The sequence below is a fragment of the Staphylococcus sp. HMSC061G12 genome (genome assembly GCF_001838465.1).
GTDB classification, from domain to species: domain Bacteria; phylum Bacillota; class Bacilli; order Staphylococcales; family Staphylococcaceae; genus Staphylococcus; species Staphylococcus simulans.
This window is the reverse complement of sequence record NZ_KV837055.1, coordinates 46,099-68,380: the sequence shown is the minus strand read 5'-3', so window position 1 is coordinate 68,380 and position 22,282 is coordinate 46,099. Positions and strand designations below refer to the sequence as shown.

Annotated in this window: 20 protein-coding genes; 13 read left to right on the top strand and 7 right to left on the bottom strand. The window is 36.0% G+C overall.

Annotated features, from left to right (window positions below; all coding sequences use genetic code 11):
- Positions 1 to 103: 103 nt before the first annotated feature.
- The 6 genes from HMPREF2937_RS04365 to queC form a co-directional block, all read right to left on the bottom strand.
- Positions 104 to 943: an aldo/keto reductase gene (locus HMPREF2937_RS04365; RefSeq protein WP_037556576.1), complete on the bottom strand. Its 840-nt coding sequence runs from the start codon at positions 941 to 943 to the stop codon at positions 104 to 106.
- A 179-nt stretch (positions 944 to 1,122) separates the two neighbouring features.
- Positions 1,123 to 1,386: a GlsB/YeaQ/YmgE family stress response membrane protein gene (locus tag HMPREF2937_RS04360; RefSeq protein ID WP_031262612.1), complete on the bottom strand. Its 264-nt coding sequence runs from the start codon at positions 1,384 to 1,386 to the stop codon at positions 1,123 to 1,125.
- Positions 1,387 to 1,473: 87 nt separating this feature from the next.
- Positions 1,474 to 2,070, bottom strand: coding sequence for a hypothetical protein (locus HMPREF2937_RS04355; protein WP_002481502.1), 597 nt, complete (start codon positions 2,068 to 2,070; stop codon positions 1,474 to 1,476).
- Positions 2,071 to 2,185: 115 nt separating this feature from the next.
- Positions 2,186 to 2,899 carry a 7-carboxy-7-deazaguanine synthase QueE gene (queE, locus tag HMPREF2937_RS04350; protein WP_070864103.1) on the bottom strand — a complete coding sequence of 238 codons (714 nt, stop codon included), beginning with the start codon at positions 2,897 to 2,899 and terminating at the stop codon, positions 2,186 to 2,188.
- Positions 2,892 to 3,317: a 6-carboxytetrahydropterin synthase QueD gene (queD, locus tag HMPREF2937_RS04345; RefSeq protein WP_023015404.1), complete on the bottom strand. Its 426-nt coding sequence runs from the start codon at positions 3,315 to 3,317 to the stop codon at positions 2,892 to 2,894. Before queD ends, queE begins: the two co-directional genes overlap by 8 nt.
- A gap of 2 nt (positions 3,318 to 3,319) precedes the next feature.
- A complete protein-coding gene (queC, locus tag HMPREF2937_RS04340) occupies positions 3,320 to 3,991 on the bottom strand; it encodes a 7-cyano-7-deazaguanine synthase QueC (RefSeq protein WP_002481505.1) in 672 nt (223 codons plus the stop codon).
- A gap of 365 nt (positions 3,992 to 4,356) precedes the next feature.
- On the opposite strand from queC, the gene HMPREF2937_RS04335 reads away from it, so the two are divergent.
- The 13 genes from HMPREF2937_RS04335 to HMPREF2937_RS04270 all read left to right on the top strand — a co-directional run bounded on the left by HMPREF2937_RS04335 (position 4,357) and on the right by HMPREF2937_RS04270 (position 20,422).
- Complete coding sequence (locus tag HMPREF2937_RS04335; RefSeq protein WP_070864102.1) at positions 4,357 to 4,950, top strand: anthranilate synthase component II; 594 nt, start codon at positions 4,357 to 4,359, stop codon at positions 4,948 to 4,950.
- Entirely contained in the window at positions 4,934 to 6,070 is a 1,137-nt protein-coding gene (locus HMPREF2937_RS04330; protein WP_070864101.1) for a chorismate-binding protein, read from the top strand. The genes HMPREF2937_RS04335 and HMPREF2937_RS04330 overlap by 17 nt, the downstream gene beginning before the upstream one ends.
- Positions 6,071 to 6,075: 5 nt before the next feature.
- Complete coding sequence (locus HMPREF2937_RS04325) at positions 6,076 to 6,684, top strand: aminotransferase class IV (protein WP_023015400.1); 609 nt, start codon at positions 6,076 to 6,078, stop codon at positions 6,682 to 6,684.
- A gap of 276 nt (positions 6,685 to 6,960) precedes the next feature.
- Positions 6,961 to 7,668, top strand: coding sequence for a 5-oxoprolinase subunit PxpB (gene pxpB, locus HMPREF2937_RS04315; RefSeq protein ID WP_002481509.1), 708 nt, complete (start codon positions 6,961 to 6,963; stop codon positions 7,666 to 7,668).
- Entirely contained in the window at positions 7,656 to 8,660 is a 1,005-nt protein-coding gene (locus HMPREF2937_RS04310; protein WP_002481510.1) for a 5-oxoprolinase subunit C family protein, read from the top strand. Before pxpB ends, HMPREF2937_RS04310 begins: the two co-directional genes overlap by 13 nt.
- A 566-nt stretch (positions 8,661 to 9,226) precedes the next feature.
- Positions 9,227 to 11,173: a polyglycerol-phosphate lipoteichoic acid synthase LtaS gene (gene ltaS, locus HMPREF2937_RS04305; protein ID WP_002481511.1), complete on the top strand. Its 1,947-nt coding sequence runs from the start codon at positions 9,227 to 9,229 to the stop codon at positions 11,171 to 11,173.
- A gap of 224 nt (positions 11,174 to 11,397) precedes the next feature.
- Positions 11,398 to 13,269 (top strand): ABC-F family ATP-binding cassette domain-containing protein, encoded by a 1,872-nt coding sequence (locus HMPREF2937_RS04300; protein ID WP_070864099.1) that lies wholly within the window; start codon positions 11,398 to 11,400, stop codon positions 13,267 to 13,269.
- A 12-nt stretch (positions 13,270 to 13,281) separates the two neighbouring features.
- The gene (gene recQ, locus HMPREF2937_RS04295; protein WP_070864098.1) at positions 13,282 to 15,060 is read left to right on the top strand and encodes a DNA helicase RecQ; all 1,779 of its coding nucleotides are present in this window, start codon (positions 13,282 to 13,284) and stop codon (positions 15,058 to 15,060) included.
- Between the two features lie 97 nt (positions 15,061 to 15,157).
- Positions 15,158 to 16,114 (top strand): ABC transporter ATP-binding protein, encoded by a 957-nt coding sequence (locus tag HMPREF2937_RS04290; RefSeq protein ID WP_023015395.1) that lies wholly within the window; start codon positions 15,158 to 15,160, stop codon positions 16,112 to 16,114.
- On the top strand, positions 16,111 to 17,625 hold the full coding sequence (locus HMPREF2937_RS04285) for an ABC transporter permease/substrate-binding protein (RefSeq protein ID WP_070864097.1): 1,515 nt from the start codon (positions 16,111 to 16,113) through the stop codon (positions 17,623 to 17,625). Before HMPREF2937_RS04290 ends, HMPREF2937_RS04285 begins: the two co-directional genes overlap by 4 nt.
- 163 nt (positions 17,626 to 17,788) lie before the next feature.
- On the top strand, positions 17,789 to 18,853 hold the full coding sequence (hisC, locus tag HMPREF2937_RS04280) for a histidinol-phosphate transaminase (protein WP_060804120.1): 1,065 nt from the start codon (positions 17,789 to 17,791) through the stop codon (positions 18,851 to 18,853).
- 141 nt (positions 18,854 to 18,994) lie between these two features.
- Positions 18,995 to 19,531 carry a 5' nucleotidase, NT5C type gene (locus HMPREF2937_RS04275; protein ID WP_002481517.1) on the top strand — a complete coding sequence of 179 codons (537 nt, stop codon included), beginning with the start codon at positions 18,995 to 18,997 and terminating at the stop codon, positions 19,529 to 19,531.
- A 138-nt stretch (positions 19,532 to 19,669) separates the two neighbouring features.
- On the top strand, positions 19,670 to 20,422 hold the full coding sequence (locus HMPREF2937_RS04270) for a class I SAM-dependent methyltransferase (RefSeq protein ID WP_070864096.1): 753 nt from the start codon (positions 19,670 to 19,672) through the stop codon (positions 20,420 to 20,422).
- 63 nt (positions 20,423 to 20,485) lie between these two features.
- Here the strand turns inward: HMPREF2937_RS04270 and HMPREF2937_RS04265 are convergent, their stop codons facing one another.
- Positions 20,486 to 21,988: a peptide MFS transporter gene (locus HMPREF2937_RS04265; protein ID WP_002481518.1), complete on the bottom strand. Its 1,503-nt coding sequence runs from the start codon at positions 21,986 to 21,988 to the stop codon at positions 20,486 to 20,488.
- Positions 21,989 to 22,282: the final 294 nt, after the last annotated feature.

Below are 22,282 nucleotides of genomic sequence, written 5' to 3'. Positions count from 1 at the left end.
AGACAGTAAATAGCTTTCACATAAGCGGAAAAAGTAAAAATAAGGACAGTACAGAGTTTCGCGCTCTGCACTGTCCTTTCGTTATATATGAACTTGAATTAAGTTATTTTAACGTACCGATTCTAACGTCATCAGGGTGCTTGCCTTGGCGTAAGTTCTGATTTAACTGATCGATTTTTTTAACGTCTTTATCTCGTAATTCAAAGTCAATTGCTTCAAAGTTTTCGCTGATTCTTGAAGGAGTTTGAGACTTAGGAATCACAATTCTATCATGCATTAAATGCCAATTTAAGATGATTTGCGCAGGTGTTTTTTCATATTTTTCAGCTAGCTTTGCGATAACCGGATCTTCAAATAAACCACGTCCACGCATTAAAGGCATCCAAGCGGTAACTTTTATACCATGTTTATCACAGAAGTCTTGTAAGTCTTGTTGGTTTAAGTATGGGTGGAATTCGATTTGGTTAACCGCCGGCACAATTTCAGTATGTTCCATTAATTTTTCTAAGTGATGTTGTTGGAAGTTGCAGACACCGATTGCTTTAACGCGTCCTTCTTTATAAAGTTCTTCCATTGCTTGATATGTTTCAATGAATAAGCCGTCTGCTTCACATGGCCAGTGAATTAAAAACATATCTAAATAATCTACACCAAGATTCTCTAATGATTTTTCAAAGTAAGCTTTTGTGCTGTCATAACCTTGATAATCATTCCATAGCTTAGTCGTAATAAAGAGATCTTCACGGGGGACTTTACTTTTTTTAATTGCTTCACCTAATTCTTTTTCGTTGAAATAAAAATAAGCGGTATCAAAAGCACGATAGCCTGAATCTTCAGCAGTTTTGACTGCAGATTCCATATGCTTTTCGTCAATTTTGTAGACTCCTAAACCTATACGAGGAATTTTCACATCGTTATTCAACTTTACTTTCTTTTTCAAGATGATTCGCACTCCTTCTACTTTTTCTTCATTATATCAAACCAAAGATATGTAATACTATTAAAGAGAAAATGATGCGCAATTTAATTAAAGGTTATTTAATCAAATGAAATAAAAAAACAGCAACACCATTGAATGATGTTGCTGCAAGTCGTATGTTAATACACATTAAGTATTAAGACTTATTTTCTTTTGTTTTTGTGGATTGCACCCAAGATTAATGAAAGGATTACAATTAATAAAATTGTACCGATTAATGCTGGGAAAATCGCAATGCCGCCTAGTGATGGACCCCAATCACCGAAGATTGCTGAGCCAAGCCAAGCGCCGACAATACCAGCAATAATGTTACCTAAGATTCCTCCTGGAATATCTTTACCTAAAATTGCGCCGGCTAACCAACCGATTAGGCCTCCGACGATAATCATTAATATTAATCCCATAATAGTAGCCTCCTAATTCAATACTGACAATACTTTTTTATTGTGCTTGTTAATGTTTACCACTAATACATGATAAGTAATCATCTTAAATCAATTTTTTAAAAAAGGTTTTGTCCACAAGATAAATAAAATTAATATTAAGTAAATAATTAGGTAAACATACCAGAAAGGAGTTAATAAATTCATTACAAGAAATGAAATAATAATTAATAATGTGCCGATTGTCAGTGATTTAGGCTTATTCTTCATGAAATGACTACGAAAGCTTGTATCTTCAGAGCTTTCAAAAATGGTTAAGAAGATGAAAGATGCTCCGATTAAGAAGAAAACAGGTGCTAAATATGGAACGGACATATAATAAGATTTTTCACTCGTATTGAATACGATGAACAAAGAAAGACTCAATAAAGTAAAGACAATAAAAGCCATGAATTTTTGTGTCGTAAAGACAATAGGCTTAAATTTTCGATCAGTCAACAGTGCGAGTAATGTCCAAATTAATATAAACGCAACCATCGCATGCGAAATAAAATCATACTTTCCGATGACGATAAGATTAATCACACTGTTTATTGAAACTGCAATAAGAATCGTACTTAATTTGACTTGATTGTTAGATTGTAAATACATATCAATCAAAATGGAAGCTGATATAATCGCAATGTTGATAATTATGTAGATGAGCATAGGGTGCGTCTCCTGACTTCTAATATTCACTGGAATATTATACCAATTTCAGTACATTTAAGCATTTGAAAACACTTTAAAATTAAAAAAGCTCGGGCATTCTGCAGCCCGAAACTTATACACCTTTCATATTACTCCAAAGTAATGTATGCAATTGTGGTAAAACATAGACTTGGTTCATATCATTGCTTCGCATAACCTTATCTACAAGATTTTCGTAACGTTCAAGCAAACGTGCTGTATGATTTTCTACTTCATCATCTAAGTAAGGATTGCCGACTTGTAAATAAAATGGGAGATCTGGATAACGATGATGTATATATTTAGCGAATTCATAGTCGTCATCATCAAAAACGACAACTTTAAGATTTAATGTTTCTTTAACACATTGTTCAATTACTTCATCAAGTATTTGTATGTTTGGTTTCATACCTGAACTCGGTGGTTTAGGACTGATTGTTAAATCATTGATTTGGCGCATCCACGGTTGGAAACGACTTCCTTGTGTTTCTAATGCACTTTCAATGTTCTTTTCTTCAAAGAGATCCACTAAATCTTGAATTCCTTTAATTAATGCAGGATTACCGCCTGAAATTGTGACATGATTAAAGCAATCGCCGCCGATTTCATAAAGTCGGTCATAAATTTCTTCTGCAGTCATCATTTGAATTTCATCTTTCATACTGCCATCCCAAGTGAAACTGGAATCACACCAGCTGCATCGATAATCACAGCCAGCAGTTCGTACGAACATTGTTTTACGTCCGATGACACGGCCTTCACCTTGAATGGTCGGTCCGAAAATTTCTAATACAGGAATTTTAGCCATGACGGAACTCCTTAGGACGATAAACCACATAGCTAGATGGAGTTTCACGTAAATAGACTTGTGCACATTTTGGACGGTTCGGCTGTTTCTCTAAAATTTCTTCTGTAAGTTGGCAAATCGTTTGTGCGACCACTTCAGTAGATGGCATTTTATCTTTGAACTGCGGTAAATCATTTAATAAATAATGATCGAACTGCTCATGAATTTGTTTTTTTAATGCTGCAAAGTTGATTAAGAAACCGCTATGATCAAGTTCGTCACCAACGATAGTTAAATTAACGAAATAAGTGTGACCATGCGTACGTACACATTTACCTGCATCTTCGCAAGGGATATAGTGTGCAGCTGCAAAATGGAAATCTTTATTTAATTCGAAAGCATAGGGATGGGCAACTGTTGGATAAATTTGTTGTAACAAAATCAGTTCACTCCTTTTTCTGCTAAATAAGCATTTAAACCACGTGCGCGTAATTGACAAGCCGGACATTCACCGCAGCCATCTGCGATAATCCCGTTATAGCAAGTCAATGTGTTATATCTTACATAATCTAAGACACCAAGTTCGTCACTTAATGCCCAAGTTTCTTTTTTGTCTAACCACATTAACGGTGTATGAATGACAAAGTTTTTATCCATAGATAAATTCAATGTGACATTCATGGATTTCACAAAATCATCGCGACAATCCGGATAACCAGAGAAGTCTGTTTCACAGACACCTGTAATAATGTGACGTGCTTTAATCTGATAAGCTAACGCGCCCGCAAACGATAAAAATAATAAGTTGCGTGCTGGAACGAAGGTGTTTGGTACACCATCATCAGTATCTTCAATTTGTAAATCATGTTGAGTTAACGCATTCGGTGTGAGTTGAGATAATAAAGACATGTCTAAAATGTGATGTTTTAATCCTTGTTCTTGTGCAATTTGTTTTGCGACTTCAATTTCAGTATCGTGACGTTGACCATATTGGAAAGTCACAAGTTCTACTTCTTTGAATTTTGCCTTCGCATAAAAGAGACAAGTCGTACTGTCTTGTCCGCCGCTGAAAACGACGAGTGCTTTATCATCATCAAGTTTATGGGGTGCCATAAGTCAATCTCTCCTTTAAAGTGATGACCTAGCTCGATCAATAAAAAAACTCGAACGCTAAAGTGCGTGTATCTTGATGATTCAAAATAACGCTTTTAGGTTCGAGTTGATATAGACAATGACGTAGTATATTGACTATCTCTATAAAAGATAGACGATTGAAAGTAAAAGTCTAGTTTTTTATAGAGGGTATCAGCTAGGAACCTCTGTGTTTCTATGTCGATAGATAGAATAATATATTTCCTAAGTAAAATCAAGGTGTCTCTGCTTCTGCTATTACAAAATCGTGTGACATCTTGTAAAATGAAGTTAAAAGCATTGTTCGACGAAACAAATAGAATGTTGAGTAAGGGGACAAGTTGAGTATGATTATAATGATAGATAACAAAGACTCATTTACATATAACTTAGTAGATTATCTGAAGACAGAAAGTAATGAACGTGTGACAGTTATCGATGTAGATGACGTAGATATAGAAACATTAAAAACGATGCAGCCGCATGCGATTGTGATTTCCCCAGGCCCAGGAAGTCCAAGTGATTATCCGATTTTACATGAAGTCCTTAGCACGTTTGAAGATAGTGTACCTATTTTAGGTGTGTGCTTAGGATTTCAACTCATTGTTGAACATTACGGTGGTGCTATTATTCATAGTTTGCGACCTGTACACGGACACACCACGCTGATTACCACAAATGAGCAAGGTATTTTTGCGGGGTTACCTAAACAATTTCATGTGATGCGTTATCATTCCTTATGTGCAGATGCATTGCGCATGCCAAGTACGCTAGAAGTCACAGCATATAATGAAGAGCAAATTGTGATGGCAGTGGCGCATAGAAGTTATCCGATTTATGGTGTGCAATATCATCCTGAATCTATATTGAGTGAATATGGCCATGCGCAAATTCGACTATTTCTTCAACAGGCAGGTGAAAACATTGCGCGCGCACTTTAATTATCGATATTACACAGATGAAACAGATTATAAGCAGTACCAATATTGTTTCAAGACAATTCTTGATCAAAAAATTGCTTGTGATTTAAATGAGGTACATGAAGTCATTGATTTTGCTGAACAAGCACATCAGGCAGGTCATTTTGTTTGTCTGTATTTACCTTACGAAGCGGCACCTGCCTTTAATTCTGAAATGGCAGTACATCTACCAGAAACTTCCAATTATGTTTATGCGGCAGCCTATATATTTGAAGCACCTGAAACAAGGGAAGAAGTAAAAGATAAGGCTGTATCAGCACGTCCGCACTTTCATTTTCGTTTGTCGAAGCCAACTATGATTCAACATATCCAACAAGTTCAAGATGCGATTGTAGAAGGGAATACATATCAAGTGAACTATACAACACGTATGTATGATCGTATCCGTATGCCTATCAGTGAAATGTATGATTATTTAACACGAAGCAGTCACGGTAATTATACAGCGTTGCTTGATACCGATGAACTACAAATCGCCTCGATTTCACCTGAATTGTTCTTTCAAAGAGGTTCTTTTAAAACGATGGAGGACGTGGTATTAAGTAAACCGATGAAAGGCACTATGCCAAGAGGGAAAGATAAAGCAGAGGATGACTATTATTATCAACAACTCGCACAATCTAAAAAAGATCAAGCGGAAAATGTGATGATAGTAGATTTATTACGTAATGATATTGCACGTATTTCAAAACCAGGCAGTGTGAAAGTGTATCAACCGTTTCATATTGAACGTTATCAAACTGTCTTTCAAATGACGAGTATGGTTACAGGACAATTACCGCAAGCAACGTCATTACAACGTATTTTGACTGCACTCTTTCCATGCGGTTCGATTACTGGTGCACCTAAATTAAATACGATGCGCTATATTAAAGCATTAGAAGGCACACCGCGACATGTATATTGTGGTACCATCGGGTTAATGATTCCAAACGGTCCCTCAATATTTAATGTACCGATACGTACGGTGCAATATATTGAAGACGAAGCAGTCTATGGTGTAGGTGCAGGTATTACGATTGATTCAGATCCAGAAGCAGAAGTCGCAGAGTTTGAAGCGAAAACTAAAATATTGGAGTGATAATGATGTACTTATTTGAGACAATGCGTTTATCAGAAGGTAAAATTCCACGTCGAGATTATCACAAAGCACGTATTTTACAGTCAGCTAAGGAGCTTTCTATTCCATTACCTGAAATTCAGTGGGAAGCATTTATCGCAGATATAAAAAAGGAATATCCAACAGGCACTTATCGTTTGAAAGTCATGGCAGATGAATCTGGCGAATTGACTTATCAATGTGTCGACTTACCTGAAAAAAGTAGTTTCACTGCTCAAGCGCAATTGATGCGTTCGGATTACCCAAAGTGGCAATATGTCAATAAAACGTCTCATCGTGAACATGTAGAACATCTTCATGAGACAGATGTTGTTCTTTTTTATAATCTGCAAGGTAAAATTTTAGAGTTTGATATCGGTAATGTGCTGATCAAAGAACAAGGTAAATACTACACACCTTGTTTTAATAATGATTTCTTAAAAGGGTGCATGCGTGCACAGTTATTAGATGAAGGTAAAGCAGAAGAAAGAGATTATACAATAGATGAGTTGAGAGAAAAATTGGAGGCACATGAAGCGGAGCTTTTCTTGATAAATAGCTTGCGAGAGGTTGCCGAGATACAGATTAATCTTTAAAATTAAGTATGATTAAACTTATAAGTAGCAGAAGGGTTTAAAAAGGTGGCAGCATGATTGGAATAGTCCTGATATTAATCATTGTGGTAATTTGGGTTGCGAAGCTGCTGGCACGCTATTTCCTACAACAGCAGAAACCTTTAGCAGCAAAAGCCGTCGTAGGTATAATGCTGCTTATCCAACTCGTGCTCGTATATTACTTTATGAAGATGATGATGACGTATATTTTAAGGTTACTAAATATCTTTTATAATCAATGAAGACCAGAGGTGCATTATGAAAATTTATAGTCAAGGTGACAAAGCAATTGTGGTTTCTGTGGAGAAAGAAGTCACGCAACATACAACAGAAGACCTGTTAGCATTACGTTCGTATTTATTAGAACAAAACTATCCATTTATTACAGAAATCGTGCCGACTGAATCTGATATGATGATTGTCTATAATGCGCGAGATATGATGAAACATCATCATATTACATCACCGTTCCAATATATGACGGATTTACTGCACTCTATCAAAATCGAAGTCAGACATGGGGATGCTGTAAAAATGCCTGTAGAATTACCTGTTTACTATGGTGGCGAATACGGTCCAGATTTAGCAGAGTTGGTAGAATACTTCGGAATGAGTGAAGAAGAATTTATTTCATTGCATGCGAATAAAACATACTTCGTATCGATGATGGGCTATTCACCAGGATTCCCGTATCTAACAGGATTAAATGAACGTATTTATGTTAACCATACAGGAGATGAACAAAAATTTATTCCAGCAGGATCTGTCATCCTTGAAGGTAAGAAATGTGGTGTAGTCACAACTGATACATACGGTGACTGGCTTGTTATCGGTTATACACCTGTCCGTTTATTCAACCCAGAAAAAGAAGACTTCACTTTATTGAAGTTAGGTGATACTGTACGGTTCAAACCAGCTGAACCTGAAAATGAAAGTGAAGGAGGCAGTGAATCATGTCAATCATAATAGAAAATCCAGGACTTTTTTCAAGCTTCCAAGACTTTGGACGACAAGGTTACGAGCATGATGGCGTTATTCCTGGCGGTGCAATTGATTTCTTAGCACATGAAATTGCGAATCGCTTGGTTGCGAATGATAAAAATGAAGCAACGTTAGAGATGACGACAAAAATGGCGCGTATTCGCTTCACTGAGCCGACTTTAATTGCACTTTCTGGCGGCAACTTCAAAGCATGGACACAAAACATGCGCATTTTGCCGAACAAATTGTATTTAGTAGAAAAAGGAGATGTCCTACAGTTCTCTGAATCTAACCGTACATCTCGTGTTTACTTAGCAATCGGCGGCGGAGTAGAACTTGAAGAGTGGCTAGGTTCAACTTCAACAGACTTCCTATCTAAAATAGGTGGTTACGAAGGACGCGCATTGCAAGCAGGTGATGCGATTAATATGAAACGTAACTATACTAAACGTCATCTGAAATTATTTGATAACTTGAAGGTTACACATAAAACGGATTGGGGTATTGATGGTTATGCACTTTCTTTCAACTATATGTCTGATATGTTCCATGTAGTGTTAAATAAAGGAGCAGAGGACTTTGATGAAGAAACTTTAAATCGCTTTACATATGGTGAATATAAAGTAACCAGCAAAGCGAACCGTGCAGGGATGATTCTAGAAGGCGATCCAGTAAAGGCCTTTTATGAAGACATGCCGCCACATCAATCTGTAAAACGTGGCACGATTCAAGTGAAACGTGATGGTTCACCAATCATCTTATTAAATGACCACTATACATTAGGAAGCTATCCGCAATTAGGTACAATTGCGAGCTATCATTTAACAAAACTTGCGCAAAAACCACAAGGTGCGCGCTTAAAGTTCCAATATATTGATATTTATACTGCAGAAAATAACTTAATGAAATACAGCAGTTGGTTACAACAGCTATTCCATGGTATTGAATATCGTATGATGCAAGAAATGAATAAATAACATGACACATTAATTTAAATGAATTCAACTGAGAAAGCTGGTTACTTTCTCAGTTTTTTTAATGTGCAAAATGCACAATTACATTCTAAGGCTGGAGTCTGATTTAATCGTGTGTGATTTCCTGTATAATTTTATAATATTAACGCGAATTCAAAATAAAAGTGAACAAGCTTAACATGCATGATGAAAGCATTTTATCTTTTCTTAGCAATAAATTAACATAGAAAAAATATAGTGTAATATGTCAATTTTGGATAGGTTTTCGCTTGAAATGTCGTGTGAAATGTTCTATATTTAGTTACTGTACTACGTAATTTTTGTTACAATAGTGTTACAAAGAAGTAGGCAATGTAAATTTTTGATGAATATAAATTAGAGCAATTTAAATGAAAAATGACGCAATTATTGAAAATACAGAGATAAGAAGCAGCACGAGACTGCTTCGCTTTTAATTGATTGGCCATTGAGCAGCAATCTTTTCTATAAGAAACATTAAAAAGTAGACGGGAAATGGTACTGTTTGATGATTGATTGAATACTAAATAACAATAACGGGGGAGACACACATGAGTCTGCAGAAAAAGAAAATAAGCATTTTTGTCTTTTTCTTACTCACTGTTTTAACAGTTAGTTTGAAGACCTATTTTGCTTATTATGTTGATTTTTCTTTAGGAGTTAAGGGATTAGTCCAAAATTTAATTTTGTTAATGAATCCATACAGCTTACTCGCATTAATACTTAGCGTATTCTTGTTCTTTAAAGGTAAGAAGGCGTTTTGGTTTATGCTCATCGGCGGATTCTTATTAACTTTCTTGCTTTATGCAAACGTTGTTTACTTTAGATTCTTCTCAGACTTTTTAACATTCAGTACTTTAAACCAAGTAGGTAACGTTGAGTCTATGGGAGGCGCAGTATCTGCGTCATTCAAATGGTATGATTTCGTGTATTTCTTAGATACAATTATCTATCTGTTTATTTTGATCTTTAAATCAAAATGGTTAGATACACGTACTTTCAGCAAGAAATTTGTTCCAGTCGTAATGGCAGTTTCAGTTGCTTTGTTCTTCTTGAACTTAGCATTTGCAGAAACAGATCGTCCTGAATTATTAACTCGTACATTCGACCATAAATACTTAGTTAAATATCTTGGACCATATAACTTCACAGTTTATGATGGTGTGAAATCAATTCAAAACCATCAAGAGAAAGCAATGGCTTCTGAAGATGATTTAACAAAAGTATTGAACTACACAAAACAAAGACAAGCAGAAGTAGAACCTAATCCGGAATACTACGGTGCAGGTAAAAAGAAAAATATTATTAAAATTCATTTAGAAAGTTTCCAAACTTTCTTGATTAACAAAAAAGTCAATGGTAAAGAAGTGACACCTTTCCTTAACAAATTGTCTTCAGGACAAGAAGGTTATAAATATTATCCAAACTTCTTCCACCAAACTGGACAAGGTAAAACATCAGATGCGGAATTCACAATGGATAACAGCTTGTATGGTTTACCACAAGGTTCAGCGTACTCATTGAAAGGTTCTAATACGTACCAATCATTACCAGCAATTCTTGATCAAAAACGCGGCTACACAAGCAACGTTATGCACGGTGACTACAAAACATTCTGGAACCGTGATCAAGTTTACAAACATTTCGGTATTGATAAATTCTACGATGCGACTTACTACGATATGAGTCCTGAAAACATTGAAAACTTAGGATTGAAAGATAAACCGTTCTTTAAAGAATCAGCAGAATATCAATCTAAAATGAAAAAACCATTCTATTCACACTTGATTACTTTGACAAACCATTATCCATTCACATTATCACCAGATGAAGCGGGAATTGAAAAACCTAACACTGGCGATGCGACAGTAGATGGCTATGTACAAACAGCGAACTACATGGATAGTGCTTTAGAAGAATATATCAACGAATTGAAGAAAAAAGGTATCTATGATGACTCAGTGATTGTCATCTACGGTGACCACTATGGTATTTCTGAAAACCATAATAAAGCAATGGAAAAATTATTAGGTGAAGAAATTACACCAGCGAAATTTATGGACTTGAACCGTACTGGTTTATGGATGAAAGTTCCTGGTAAAGAAGGCGGCGTTGACAACACTTACGGTGGACAAATCGACGTAATGCCGACATTACTTCACTTAGAAGGTATCGATACTAAGAACTTCTTAATGTTAGGTACAGATTTATTATCTAAGGATCATAAACAAGTCGTACCATTCAGAAACGGTGACTTTATCACACCTGAATATAAATATGTGAATGGTAGAGCATTTGATAATAAAACAAATGAACCATTAGAAAAAGAACCTGCTGACTTAGAGAAAAATAAACAACAAGTTGAAAAAGACTTAGAAATGAGCGACAGTGTTCTTAATGGTGACTTATTCAGATTCTACAAAAATCCGGATTTCGATAAAGTAAATCCATCTAAATATCAATATAAAACAGGACCTAAAGGTTCTCAGAAAAAATAAACAATGACTTAGTCATTTCAACAGCGGGTGAATCCTCTTATGGATTTGCCCGCTGTATTTTTTTGGTGCGAACCTTTACAAAACTTACACAATTATCCGCTTAAGATGAACCTGTAACAGTATCTTTTGACGTGCAAAGGGTGTATAATATATAGAACTGAAAATTGAGATAAAGGTTGAAAACTCAATTAAATGAACGGACTGAACATAAGTGGAGGCATGACATGGAAGCGTATAAAATTGAACATTTACATAAATCCTATGCAGATAAAGTGATTTTTGATGACTTGCACTTATCTGTTTCAGCACATGAACGTATCGGACTTGTAGGGATTAACGGTACAGGTAAAAGTACATTACTAAAAGTCATCGCAGGGCTGGATGATGACTTTGAAGCAGAAGTGAATTGTCCGAATGATTATCGCATTCGTTATTCTTCTCAAAAGCAAGATTTAACGAAAGACAGAACAGTGCTGGAAGAAGTTTTGAGTGCAGATACAGATACGGTGAAGTTAATCAGAGACTATGAAAAAGCAGTACAAGAGTATAGCCAAACGCAAAATGACCAAAACTTAAACCACATGATGAAAATGCAAGAGGCGATGGACCAAGCAGAAGCATGGGACTATAGTGCAGAAGTTAAAACGATTTTATCTAAACTCGGTATTCATGATACATCTGTATCGGTTAAATCGTTATCAGGCGGCCAACAAAAACGTGTCATTTTAGCAAAAACATTAATTGAACAGCCAGACTTATTATTACTAGATGAACCGACCAACCATTTAGATTTCGATTCAATAAAATGGTTGATCAACTACGTAAAACAATATCCACATACTGTGTTGTTTGTAACGCATGATCGTTATTTCTTAAATGAAGTTTCAACACGCATTATTGAATTAGATAGAGGTAAATTAACGACTTATCCAGGTAACTATGAAGACTATATTGCGATGCGTGCGGAGAACGAACAAATAGAGCAGCAACAAAACCAAAAAGCACGTGCTTTATATAAACAAGAACTTGCTTGGATGCGTGCAGGTGCAAAAGCAAGAACAACAAAACAACAAGCACGTATTAATCGCTTTAGTGATTTAGAATCACAAGTAAAAAATCAAACGACACGTGAAAGCGGACAATTGAATCTAGCGCATTCTCGTTTAGGTAAACAGGTCTTTGAATTAGATGATGTATCTAAACGTATTGCGGATAAAACGTTATTTGAACATGTGACGCAAATCATACAAAACGGCCAACAAATCGGGATTGTCGGACCTAACGGTGCAGGCAAAACGACGTTGTTAAATATCCTTGCTGGTGAAGATACTGACTTCAGCGGAGAACTGAAAATCGGCCAAACAGTCAAAACAGCTTACTTTAAACAAACGGATGAACGTTTAGACAGAGATGTCCGTGTGATAGATTTCTTAAGAGAAGAAAGTGAAGTTGCGAAAGAAAAAGATGGTACGACGGTGTCAGTAACACAATTGTTAGAGCGTTTCTTATTCCCAAGTGCTACACACGGTAAAAAAGTGTATAAACTTTCTGGTGGCGAACAAAAACGCTTGTATTTACTAAGATTATTGGTCCATCAACCGAATGTATTGTTGCTTGATGAGCCGACAAATGACTTAGATACTGAAACGCTAACTATTCTTGAGGACTATATCGCAACTTTTGGCGGCACAGTTATTACTGTCAGCCATGATCGCTATTTCTTAAATAAAGTTGCACAAGAATATTGGTATGTGCATGACGGTCAAATTGAGCGTGTTATTGGAAGCTTTGAAGACTATGAAGCTTATAAGCAAGAACAAGAGAAACAACAAGCAGTTGCTAAAGCTCAACCAAAAGTTCAAAAAGAAAGACAACGTAAGGGATTGTCTTATAAAGAAAAACGTGAATACGATACGATTATGGAACGTATTGAAGAGACTGAAGCGCGTCTAGAAGTGATTGAACAAGAGATGGTAGACGCAAGTGATGATTATGCGAAAATTCAAGAACTGAATACTGAAAAAGAAGCATTAGAATCACAATATGAAGAAGATATGACACGATGGAGCGAATTAGAAGAATTAAAAGAACAATAAGGGGTCAATTTTATGGAAACGACATTATCGCATTATTTTGGATATAAAGATTTCCGTCCAGGACAAAGGGAGATTATTTCCAAAATACTAGACAAAAAGAATGTGCTAGGGGTATTACCTACTGGCGGCGGTAAATCATTATGTTATCAAGTGCCTGGATTGATAATGGGCGGCGTGACAATTGTGATCAGCCCATTAATTTCATTAATGAAAGACCAAGTCGATCAATTAAAAGCGATGGGCATTAACGCTGCATTTTTAAACAGCAGCTTATCGCAAAAAGAACAACGAGCGATTGAAGAAGATTTACGTCAAGGTAAGATTCATTTCTTATACGCGGCGCCTGAACGTTTTGAGAATCGTCAATTTATGCAGTTGCTATTCGGATTAGATATTCACTTAGTTGCTTTTGATGAAGCACACTGTATTTCTAAGTGGGGACATGATTTCAGACCAAGTTACCAACAAGTTATTGATAAAGTCCTTTGCTTGCCGCAAGACTTTGCGATTGCTGCTTTAACCGCAACAGCTACTGTTGAAGTACAAAAAGATATTATGGAACGCCTGCATATCTCAGGCGCGAACCGAGTAAAAACAAGTATCAAACGTCCTAATTTAGTCTTTAAAGTCAATCCGACATATCAGAGGCAAAAATTTGTGATGGATTATGTAAAGGCACACAAACAACAAGCAGGGATTATTTATTGTTCAACAAGAAAACAAGTTGAAGAACTTCAACAAGTATTTGAAGATCAAAATATCAGCAGTGCCATTTATCATGCAGGTTTAACGAATAAAGAGCGTGATGAAGCACAAAATGATTTTGTCTTTGATCGCATTAAAGTTGTAATTGCGACAAATGCGTTTGGTATGGGGATTGATAAATCTAACGTGAGATATGTCATTCATTACAATATGCCAGGAGATTTAGAATCTTATTATCAAGAAGCTGGACGTGCAGGACGTGATGGCTTAACAAGTGAATGTATCTTACTGTTTAGTGAACGTGATATTAATCTGCATCAATTCTTTATTTCATCTTCTAAGGGTGATGATGACTATAAAGAAAAAATGGGTGAGAAACTCAATAAAATGATTCAATATACCAAAACAAAGAAGTGTCTAGAAGCTACATTGGTTCATTATTTCGAGCCAAATGAAAAATTAGAAGAATGTGGCCGCTGCAGTAATTGTCGTAATGAAAATAAAACGTATGATATGACGAATGAAGCGAAGAAAATCATCAGTTGTGTGGTGCGTATGGGTCAACAAGAGACTTATGGTGTGATTATTCAAGTGCTGAGAGGCGAGTTGTCTGATTACATCAAGTATAACCAATATGACAAATTATCAACTTTCGGTATTATGAAAGAGTATACGACATCAGAATGTAGTCATTTAATTGATGAATTGCGCTTCAAAGGCTTCTTAAACGAAAATGATGAGGTTTTAACTTGTGATAAAAAGGTTAAGCAAATACTAAGTGAGGATTTAAAAATTTATACTGTACCATTCAAGAAAAAATCTCGTGAAAAAGTCAATATCAATACTATTGAAGGTGTCGATAGAGCATTGTTTGACGCATTAGTACAAGTCAGACAAGAACTCAGCGAGAAATTAAATGTAGCACCGATTAGCATTTTTACTGATTTTACACTTGAAGAATTCGCCAAACGTAAACCTGAATCTAAACAGGAAATGATTGCGATTGACGGTGTCGGTAGTTATAAATTGAAACATTACTGTCCTCAATTTATTGAAACGATTCATAATTATAAAGCGCAAGTTTAATAGATTTAAATACAGAACAGCAAGTTTCACTGTGCTAACGATAGTGTGAGCTTGCTGTTCTTTTTTAAAATAGAAATAGAATGTGGGTGACCTATGCATGATTGAGTTAAAAAACGTTTCGAAGCAATACGGTAATAAAATGGCTGTTGAAGATGTCAGTTTTAACATTGAAGAAGGTGAGTTCTTCGTTTTAATTGGTCCTTCCGGCAGTGGTAAAACAACAACATTAAAGATGATTAACAGATTGATCCCCTTAACGAAAGGCTATATTTATTTCAAAGGCAAACCAATCAGTGATTTTCCTGTTTATGAAATGCGTTGGGATATGGGTTATGTCCTTCAACAAATCGCGTTATTTCCGCATATGACGGTTAAGGAAAACATTGCGCAAGTACCGCAAATGAAAGGTTGGGACAAAGCTAAGATAGACAAGCGTATTGATGAGTTGCTTGAGATGGTGAATCTAGATCCTGATACATATCGAGATCGTAAACCAGATGAATTATCAGGCGGACAACGTCAACGTGTCGGTGTTGTACGTGCATTAGCTGCAGATCCGCCAGTAATTTTAATGGACGAACCATTTAGTGCCTTAGATCCAATCAGTCGTACGAATTTACAAGAAGATTTGATTGAGCTGCAAGCTAAAATCAGAAAAACTATTGTCTTTGTGACACACGATATTAATGAAGCGATGAAATTAGCTGATCGCATTTGTTTATTTAATGATGGACATGTAGAACAAATCGATACACCTGATGGCTTTATGCAACATCCTAAGAATGATTTTGTGAGACAGTTTATTAATCAATATGACCATGCGGATACGTCTCACTTAACGCTTGAAAAACTTCTGCAAGGCAAACAACTTAAAACAGTTGATACACCAAATGATTTACCGGTGTTGTTGCCAGATACACCTTTAAACAAGGTATATGAAGATTTAACACACTATCCTAGTGTCGTAATTAAACAACATGATCAACACCATCTCTTAACACGAGAAGATGTCTTTAAGTTTTTAGCTCAAAGTAAGAGAGGTGACGTATCATGAATGCATTCTTTCAAACATTCTCAGAGCGAAAAGGGGAATTGCTGAGCACGCTGTTAGAACATATGCAAATTTCCTTTATCGCATTGTTAATTGCTTGTTTAATCGGAGTACCGCTTGGTATCTTACTGACGAAAACAAAACATTTTTCTGAAGCGGTCATCAACGTTGCCGCTGTAATGCAGACGATTCCTTCACTAGCTTTATTAGGACTAATGATTCCATTGTTTGGTATTGGAACAGTGCCAGCGATTATTGCATTAGTTGTATATGCGTTACTGCCAATTCTACGCAATACATATACTGGTATTAAGGAAGTTGATCCGTCTCTTGTTGAAGCAGCGAAAGGTATCGGAATGAAACCTGGACGTCGTTTGACGAAAGTTGAGTTGCCGATTGCGATGCCGATTATTATGGCAGGTATTCGTACAGCAATGGTGTTAATCATTGGTACTGCAACACTTGCAGCATTAATCGGTGCAGGCGGCCTGGGTGATTTAATCCTATTAGGTATTGACCGTAACAACAGTTCGTTAATTTTATTAGGTGCGATTCCAGCTGCTATTTTGGCGATTGTCTTTGACTTAGCCTTACGTTTCATGCAGAAACTATCATATAAGAAATTGTTGATTACTTTAGGCACTATCGTGTTAGTTGTAGCACTTGTCATTGTTATCCTAATGTTAGGCGGCAAAGGCGATAAAATCACGATTGCCGGCAAGCTTGGTTCAGAACCATCAATCATTACGAATATGTATAAGATTTTAATCGAAGAAGAAACAGATAACACAGTGGATGTTAAAGATGGCATGGGTAAAACATCATTCTTATTCAATGCTTTAAAATCTGGCGATATTGATGGCTATTTAGAATTTACGGGAACAGTTTTAGGTGAATTAACTAAAGAACCACTGAAATCCAAAGAAGAAGCTAAAGTGTACGAACAGGCAAAACAAAGTCTAGAGAAAAAAGAAAACATGACGATGTTGAAACCGATGAAATACAACAACACTTACACATTAGCTGTGAAGCGTGACTTTGCGAAGAAACATGGATTGAAAACGATTGGTGATTTACAAAAAGTTGAAGATGATATCAAACCTGGTTTCACTTTAGAATTTAACGACCGTCCTGACGGTTATAAAGCCATTTCTAAAGCATATGATTTAAACTTTAATAAAGTTCGTACAATGGAACCGAAATTACGTTATCAAGCTGTTGAAAAAGGTGACATCAATTTAATTGATGCTTATTCAACAGATGCAGAGTTGAAACAATACGATATGGTCATTTTAGAAGATGACAAACACGTCTTCCCGCCATATCAAGGTGCACCGATGTTTAAAGAGAAATATCTCAAAGAACATCCTGAAATCATTAAACCGCTCAATAAATTAGCAGGTAAAATCACTGATGAAGAAATGCAAGAAATGAACTACAAAGTCACAGTGAAAGATGAAGATCCGTATCATGTGGCAAAAGAGTATTTAGAGAAACACAATTTAGTTAAGTAATATGAATAAGAAAGTCTGGGTATTGTAACTCAGGCTTTCTTTTTAGTTTTAACATAATCGAGGTACAATAAATTTGTCGTTGCCAAAGGGTTGCTTAAAGGTATATAATTGTCAGTAAATTTAAAATTATTAGAAACAACATTTTGAGGAGGCAGATGTATCTATGAAAGAACAAATTAAACAGCTCTCAGCGTATCAACCAGGCTTATCACCAAGAGCGTTAAAAGAAGAATTCGGTTTAGACATTGAATTACATAAACTAGCATCAAATGAAAACTTATATGGTCCTTCACCTAAAGCGAAAGAAGCGATTAAAGCGCATGTAGATGAAGTGTTGTATTATCCTGAAACAGGTGCACCGACATTACGCAAGGAAATTGCGGAAGGATTAGGCATTGATGAGAATCGTATTTTATTTGGAGCTGGCTTAGATGAGGTTATCTTAATGATTTCTCGTGCGGTATTAACGCCTGGAGACAAGATTGTGACAAGCCAAGCGACATTTGGTCAGTATTATCATAATGCGATTGTGGAAGCGGCAGAGGTCGTACAAGTACCTTTAAAATCTAATGGTCAATTCGATTTAGATGGTATTTTAGAAGCGATTGATGAAGACACTGCATTAGTATGGATTTGTAATCCAAACAACCCGACAGGCACATATGTCACACATGATGATTTAGAAGCGTTCTTAGAAAAAGTGCCAAGTCATATTCCAGTTTTAGTTGATGAAGCATACTTTGAATTTGTGACTGCGGAAGATTTTCCAGATACATTAAAGTTACAAGAACGTTTCCCAAATGCGTTCTTAATGCGTACGTTCTCTAAAGCATATGGTCTAGCAGGTCTAAGAGTCGGTTATATCATTGCGACTGAAGAAGCAATTCATAACTATAATATTATTCGTCCACCGTTTAACGTAGGGCGCTTATCAGAATATGCGGCAGTCGCAGCATATCAAGATCAAGATTACTTAAAAGACATTCAACAAAAAAATGCTGAGGAACGTGCAAAATTCTTTGAAATTCCAGAAAGCAAACATTTCTTTGACAGCCAAACGAACTTTGTCTTTGTGAATACGAAACGTCCGCATGACTTATATAAAGCGTTATTAAAAGTCGGATGTATTACGCGTGAGTTCCCAATTGGTGTACGTATTACCATTGGCTTCCCAGAACAAAATGATAAAATGATCGAAGTGCTTAAAGACTTTGATTTTGAAGCATAACCGATAACAAAACAAGTATCAACATAATTTCGTGTTGATACTTGTTTTTACTTTACATATTTTCAAATCAGACTTCACAACTCTATAAAATAAATATGCTATACTCGAAGAGAAGAAAAGGAAAGGAAGTTGCTATCAGTAATGAAGAGAGAATCAATAGCGATTGATATGGATGAAGTTTTAGCAGATACAATCAAAGCATTGATTGAAGAAGTGAATAAACGCACAGATTTAGGTATTAAAGAGGCGTTATTAGATGGAAATAAACTACGTCACTTTATGCCTGAACATGAAGGGGTACTTGATGAAGTATTAAAACAACCAGGATTCTTTAAGAATTTAGAAGTTATTAAAGATTCACAAGAAGTGGTGAAGAAGTTAGCTGAACACTATGATATTTATATTGCGACAGCCGCAATGGATGTGCCGACTTCATTCCATGAAAAATATGAATGGTTAAGAGTACACTTCCCATTCTTAGATCCGCAACAATTTGTCTTCTGCGGTAGAAAGAATATTGTCAAAGCAGATTATTTAATCGATGACAATCCAAGACAACTTGCACGCTTTACAGGGAAACCAGTGATGTATACAGCACAACATAACATCCACAATAAAGACTTCGATCGTGTCAATAACTGGAAAGAAGTTGAACAATATTTCTTAGGAAATAAATAAGTTAGAGTTAATAGAGACGGCTATAGCCGTCTTTTTCTATGCTTAAAATATGTATTTTGTGTGAACTGCGAGAAAAATTCATTATATATGTTACACTCTAAATGATAATGATTATCAATTGATAAGGGAGTGTTATAAATGGCAGAGGCAGGACATACATTTTTAGCGAAGTTAGGCAAGACAAGATTACGACCAGGGGGAAAGGTAGCTACTGACTGGTTAATTGATAAAGGTCACTTTACAAAAGATAAAAAGGTATTAGAAGTGGCATGTAATATGTGTACGACATCAGTGATGTTGGCTGAACGATATGGTTGTGAAATTGAAGGAGTAGATTTAAATAAAAAGGCATTAGAAAAAGGAAAAGAAAATGTTCAAAAACATCGTTTAGAACATTTAATCCACGTTCAACAAGCGAATGCGATGGATTTGCCTTTTGAAGATGAGACGTTTGATATTGTTTTAAATGAGGCCATGTTGACAATGTTACCGATTCAAGCAAAAGAAAAAGCTCTAAAAGAATATTATCGTGTACTTAAACCTGGCGGTATTTTATTAACACATGATATTGCGATTATGACACCAAGTGAAACAGATCGAATTCAAAGTCAATTAAGTGAAGCTATTAATGTCAAAGTAACGCCTTTACCAACAGCAGAGTGGAGAAAGCTTTATCAAGACGCAGGATTCGATTCAGTTGAATCTAAAGTGGGTGAAATGAGTTTAATGACACCTGCAGGTATGATACGTGATGAAGGTTTAAAAGGAACAGCTAGAATAATACGTAACGCTTTAAAAAATGAAAACCGATCAATGTTTATGACGATGTTTAAAACAATGAATGGCTTAAAAGAACATATGAATTATGTTGTACATGCAGCACGAAAATAAAGCTATTAAAAAAAGAAGCATCAAACCACTATTTTGAATAGCGTTTGATGCTTCTTTTATGTGTTAACGTATGCCGCGCATACCTTTAATAATCTTTGGTACAAACATAAATGCGATTAAGCCGATAACTACTGCTAGAACTCCTAGGAATAAGAAGTAGTTTTGATAGCCTAACGGTTCGATTAATTTAACAAGTGTTCCGTTAATGGCTTGTGCAGTAGCGTTTGTTAATAACCATAAGCTCATCATTTGAGAGTTGAAAGCTTTTGGTGCTAATTTTACTGCGGCACTGCTGCCTGTTGGTGATAAGCAAAGCTCACCGACTACGCAAATGATGTATGACAGAATGACCCAGTTTACGGATACTGTGCTGCCGCCAGAAGTCATCATGACTACCGCTACTAAGATGTATGAAATACCTGCTAACCAAGCACCCCAAATAAATTTAGTCGCAAGGCTTGGTTGGCGATCTCCCATTTTCTTCCAAACATAAGACAGTACTGGCGCAAATAATACAATGAATAATGGGTTGATTGATTGGAAGTATGTTTTACCAAAATCAGTTGTCCAACCGAATAAATTCAATTTCATATCTGTGCCTGTAAATGCGTAGATATTTAAAACGTTAGAACCTTGTTCCTGGATAGACCAGAAAATTACCCCGATAATGAATAACGGAATAAATGAAATAACACGTGAGCGTTCATCATCTGTAACTTCTTTACTTCTGATCATAGTTGTAAAGTAAGAGACTGGTAAGGCAATACCTAAGATTAAGACAGTTGTGCTGACTAAGTTGAATGATAATGTACCAGTTAAACCAGTGATGATTAATACAAGTGCGATGACTACGACTACAATACCTGTAATCATTGAATAACGTTTCTTTTCAACTGCGTTCAATGGGTTTGTCGGCGCTGAACCAACGTTACCTAAGTTACGTCTGTTGAATAAAAGATAAATAACCAATGCGAGTGTCATACCGATTGCTGCGATTAAGAAACCTTGGTGGAACATATGACCTTTAGAGAATTGGTCTAAAATTAATGGCGCAGCAAGGGCACCCATGTTTACGGACATGTAGAAAATAACAAACCCTGAATCGATACGTTTATCGTTTTCAGGATACAAGCGACCTACAATATTAGAGATATTCGGTTTCATAAGTCCTGAACCTACGATGATAAAGAACATTGAAATGAATAGTCCTGTTTGTGCTAACGGCAAGCTTAAGAAAACATGACCGATAATAATTAAAATAGCACCATACATTGTCGCTCTGCGTGTACCTGTGATTCTATCTGCGACCCAGCCACCAAGTACACTGGTCATAAAGATCAGTGACCCATATACTGACATGACTGACTGTGCAGTCGTTTTATCCATGCCTAATCCGCCATCTTTAATAGCGAAGAACATGTAAAAGATTAAGAGTGCACGCATTCCGTAATAGCTGAATCTCTCCCAAAATTCTACGAAGAAGAGGACTCCTAATCCTTTTGGATGTCCAAAGAACCCTTTCTGTGGTATTTCTTGGACATGCTTTTGATGTAAATTGTTCTGCAAACTAACCCCGACCTTTCTATCCTATAACGGAGTGGATTATATTCGATTCTACTATGTAAAAAAGAGAGTTTCAATAATTTTCTAAAAATAAAAATATTGACAATTTTCTGAAAGGAATAAGATATAAAACATGATTAATCAAGCTTAATTAGAAGAAAAGGCGTAATTTGAGAAGATTTTAACTAAAGAAGGTATGCAGATTGAAATATGGCAAAAAAGTGAAAGTGAAAAATTGACCATAGAAAAAGCCTGAAACCTCTGAGAGATTTCAGACTAAATTTGTTCGATTTTGTA

Excerpts from the sequence above, each read along its gene's own strand:
- ltaS (WP_002481511.1), top strand. The coding sequence starts at position 9,227 with ATGAGTCTGCAGAAAAAGAAAATAAGCATTTTTGTCTTTTTCTTACTC.
- recQ (WP_070864098.1), top strand. The coding sequence starts at position 13,282 with ATGGAAACGACATTATCGCATTATTTTGGATATAAAGATTTCCGTCCA.
- HMPREF2937_RS04355 (WP_002481502.1), bottom strand. The coding sequence starts at position 2,070 with ATGCTCATCTACATAATTATCAACATTGCGATTATATCAGCTTCCATT.
- HMPREF2937_RS04275 (WP_002481517.1), top strand. The coding sequence starts at position 18,995 with ATGAAGAGAGAATCAATAGCGATTGATATGGATGAAGTTTTAGCAGAT.
- HMPREF2937_RS04310 (WP_002481510.1), top strand. The coding sequence starts at position 7,656 with ATGTCAATCATAATAGAAAATCCAGGACTTTTTTCAAGCTTCCAAGAC.
- HMPREF2937_RS04285 (WP_070864097.1), top strand. The coding sequence starts at position 16,111 with ATGAATGCATTCTTTCAAACATTCTCAGAGCGAAAAGGGGAATTGCTG.
- HMPREF2937_RS04300 (WP_070864099.1), top strand. The coding sequence starts at position 11,398 with ATGGAAGCGTATAAAATTGAACATTTACATAAATCCTATGCAGATAAA.
- HMPREF2937_RS04270 (WP_070864096.1), top strand. The coding sequence starts at position 19,670 with ATGGCAGAGGCAGGACATACATTTTTAGCGAAGTTAGGCAAGACAAGA.
- queE (WP_070864103.1), bottom strand. The coding sequence starts at position 2,899 with ATGGCTAAAATTCCTGTATTAGAAATTTTCGGACCGACCATTCAAGGT.
- queC (WP_002481505.1), bottom strand. The coding sequence starts at position 3,991 with ATGGCACCCCATAAACTTGATGATGATAAAGCACTCGTCGTTTTCAGC.
- pxpB (WP_002481509.1), top strand. The coding sequence starts at position 6,961 with ATGAAAATTTATAGTCAAGGTGACAAAGCAATTGTGGTTTCTGTGGAG.
- HMPREF2937_RS04335 (WP_070864102.1), top strand. The coding sequence starts at position 4,357 with ATGATTATAATGATAGATAACAAAGACTCATTTACATATAACTTAGTA.
- HMPREF2937_RS04290 (WP_023015395.1), top strand. The coding sequence starts at position 15,158 with ATGATTGAGTTAAAAAACGTTTCGAAGCAATACGGTAATAAAATGGCT.
- hisC (WP_060804120.1), top strand. The coding sequence starts at position 17,789 with ATGAAAGAACAAATTAAACAGCTCTCAGCGTATCAACCAGGCTTATCA.
- HMPREF2937_RS04325 (WP_023015400.1), top strand. The coding sequence starts at position 6,076 with ATGTACTTATTTGAGACAATGCGTTTATCAGAAGGTAAAATTCCACGT.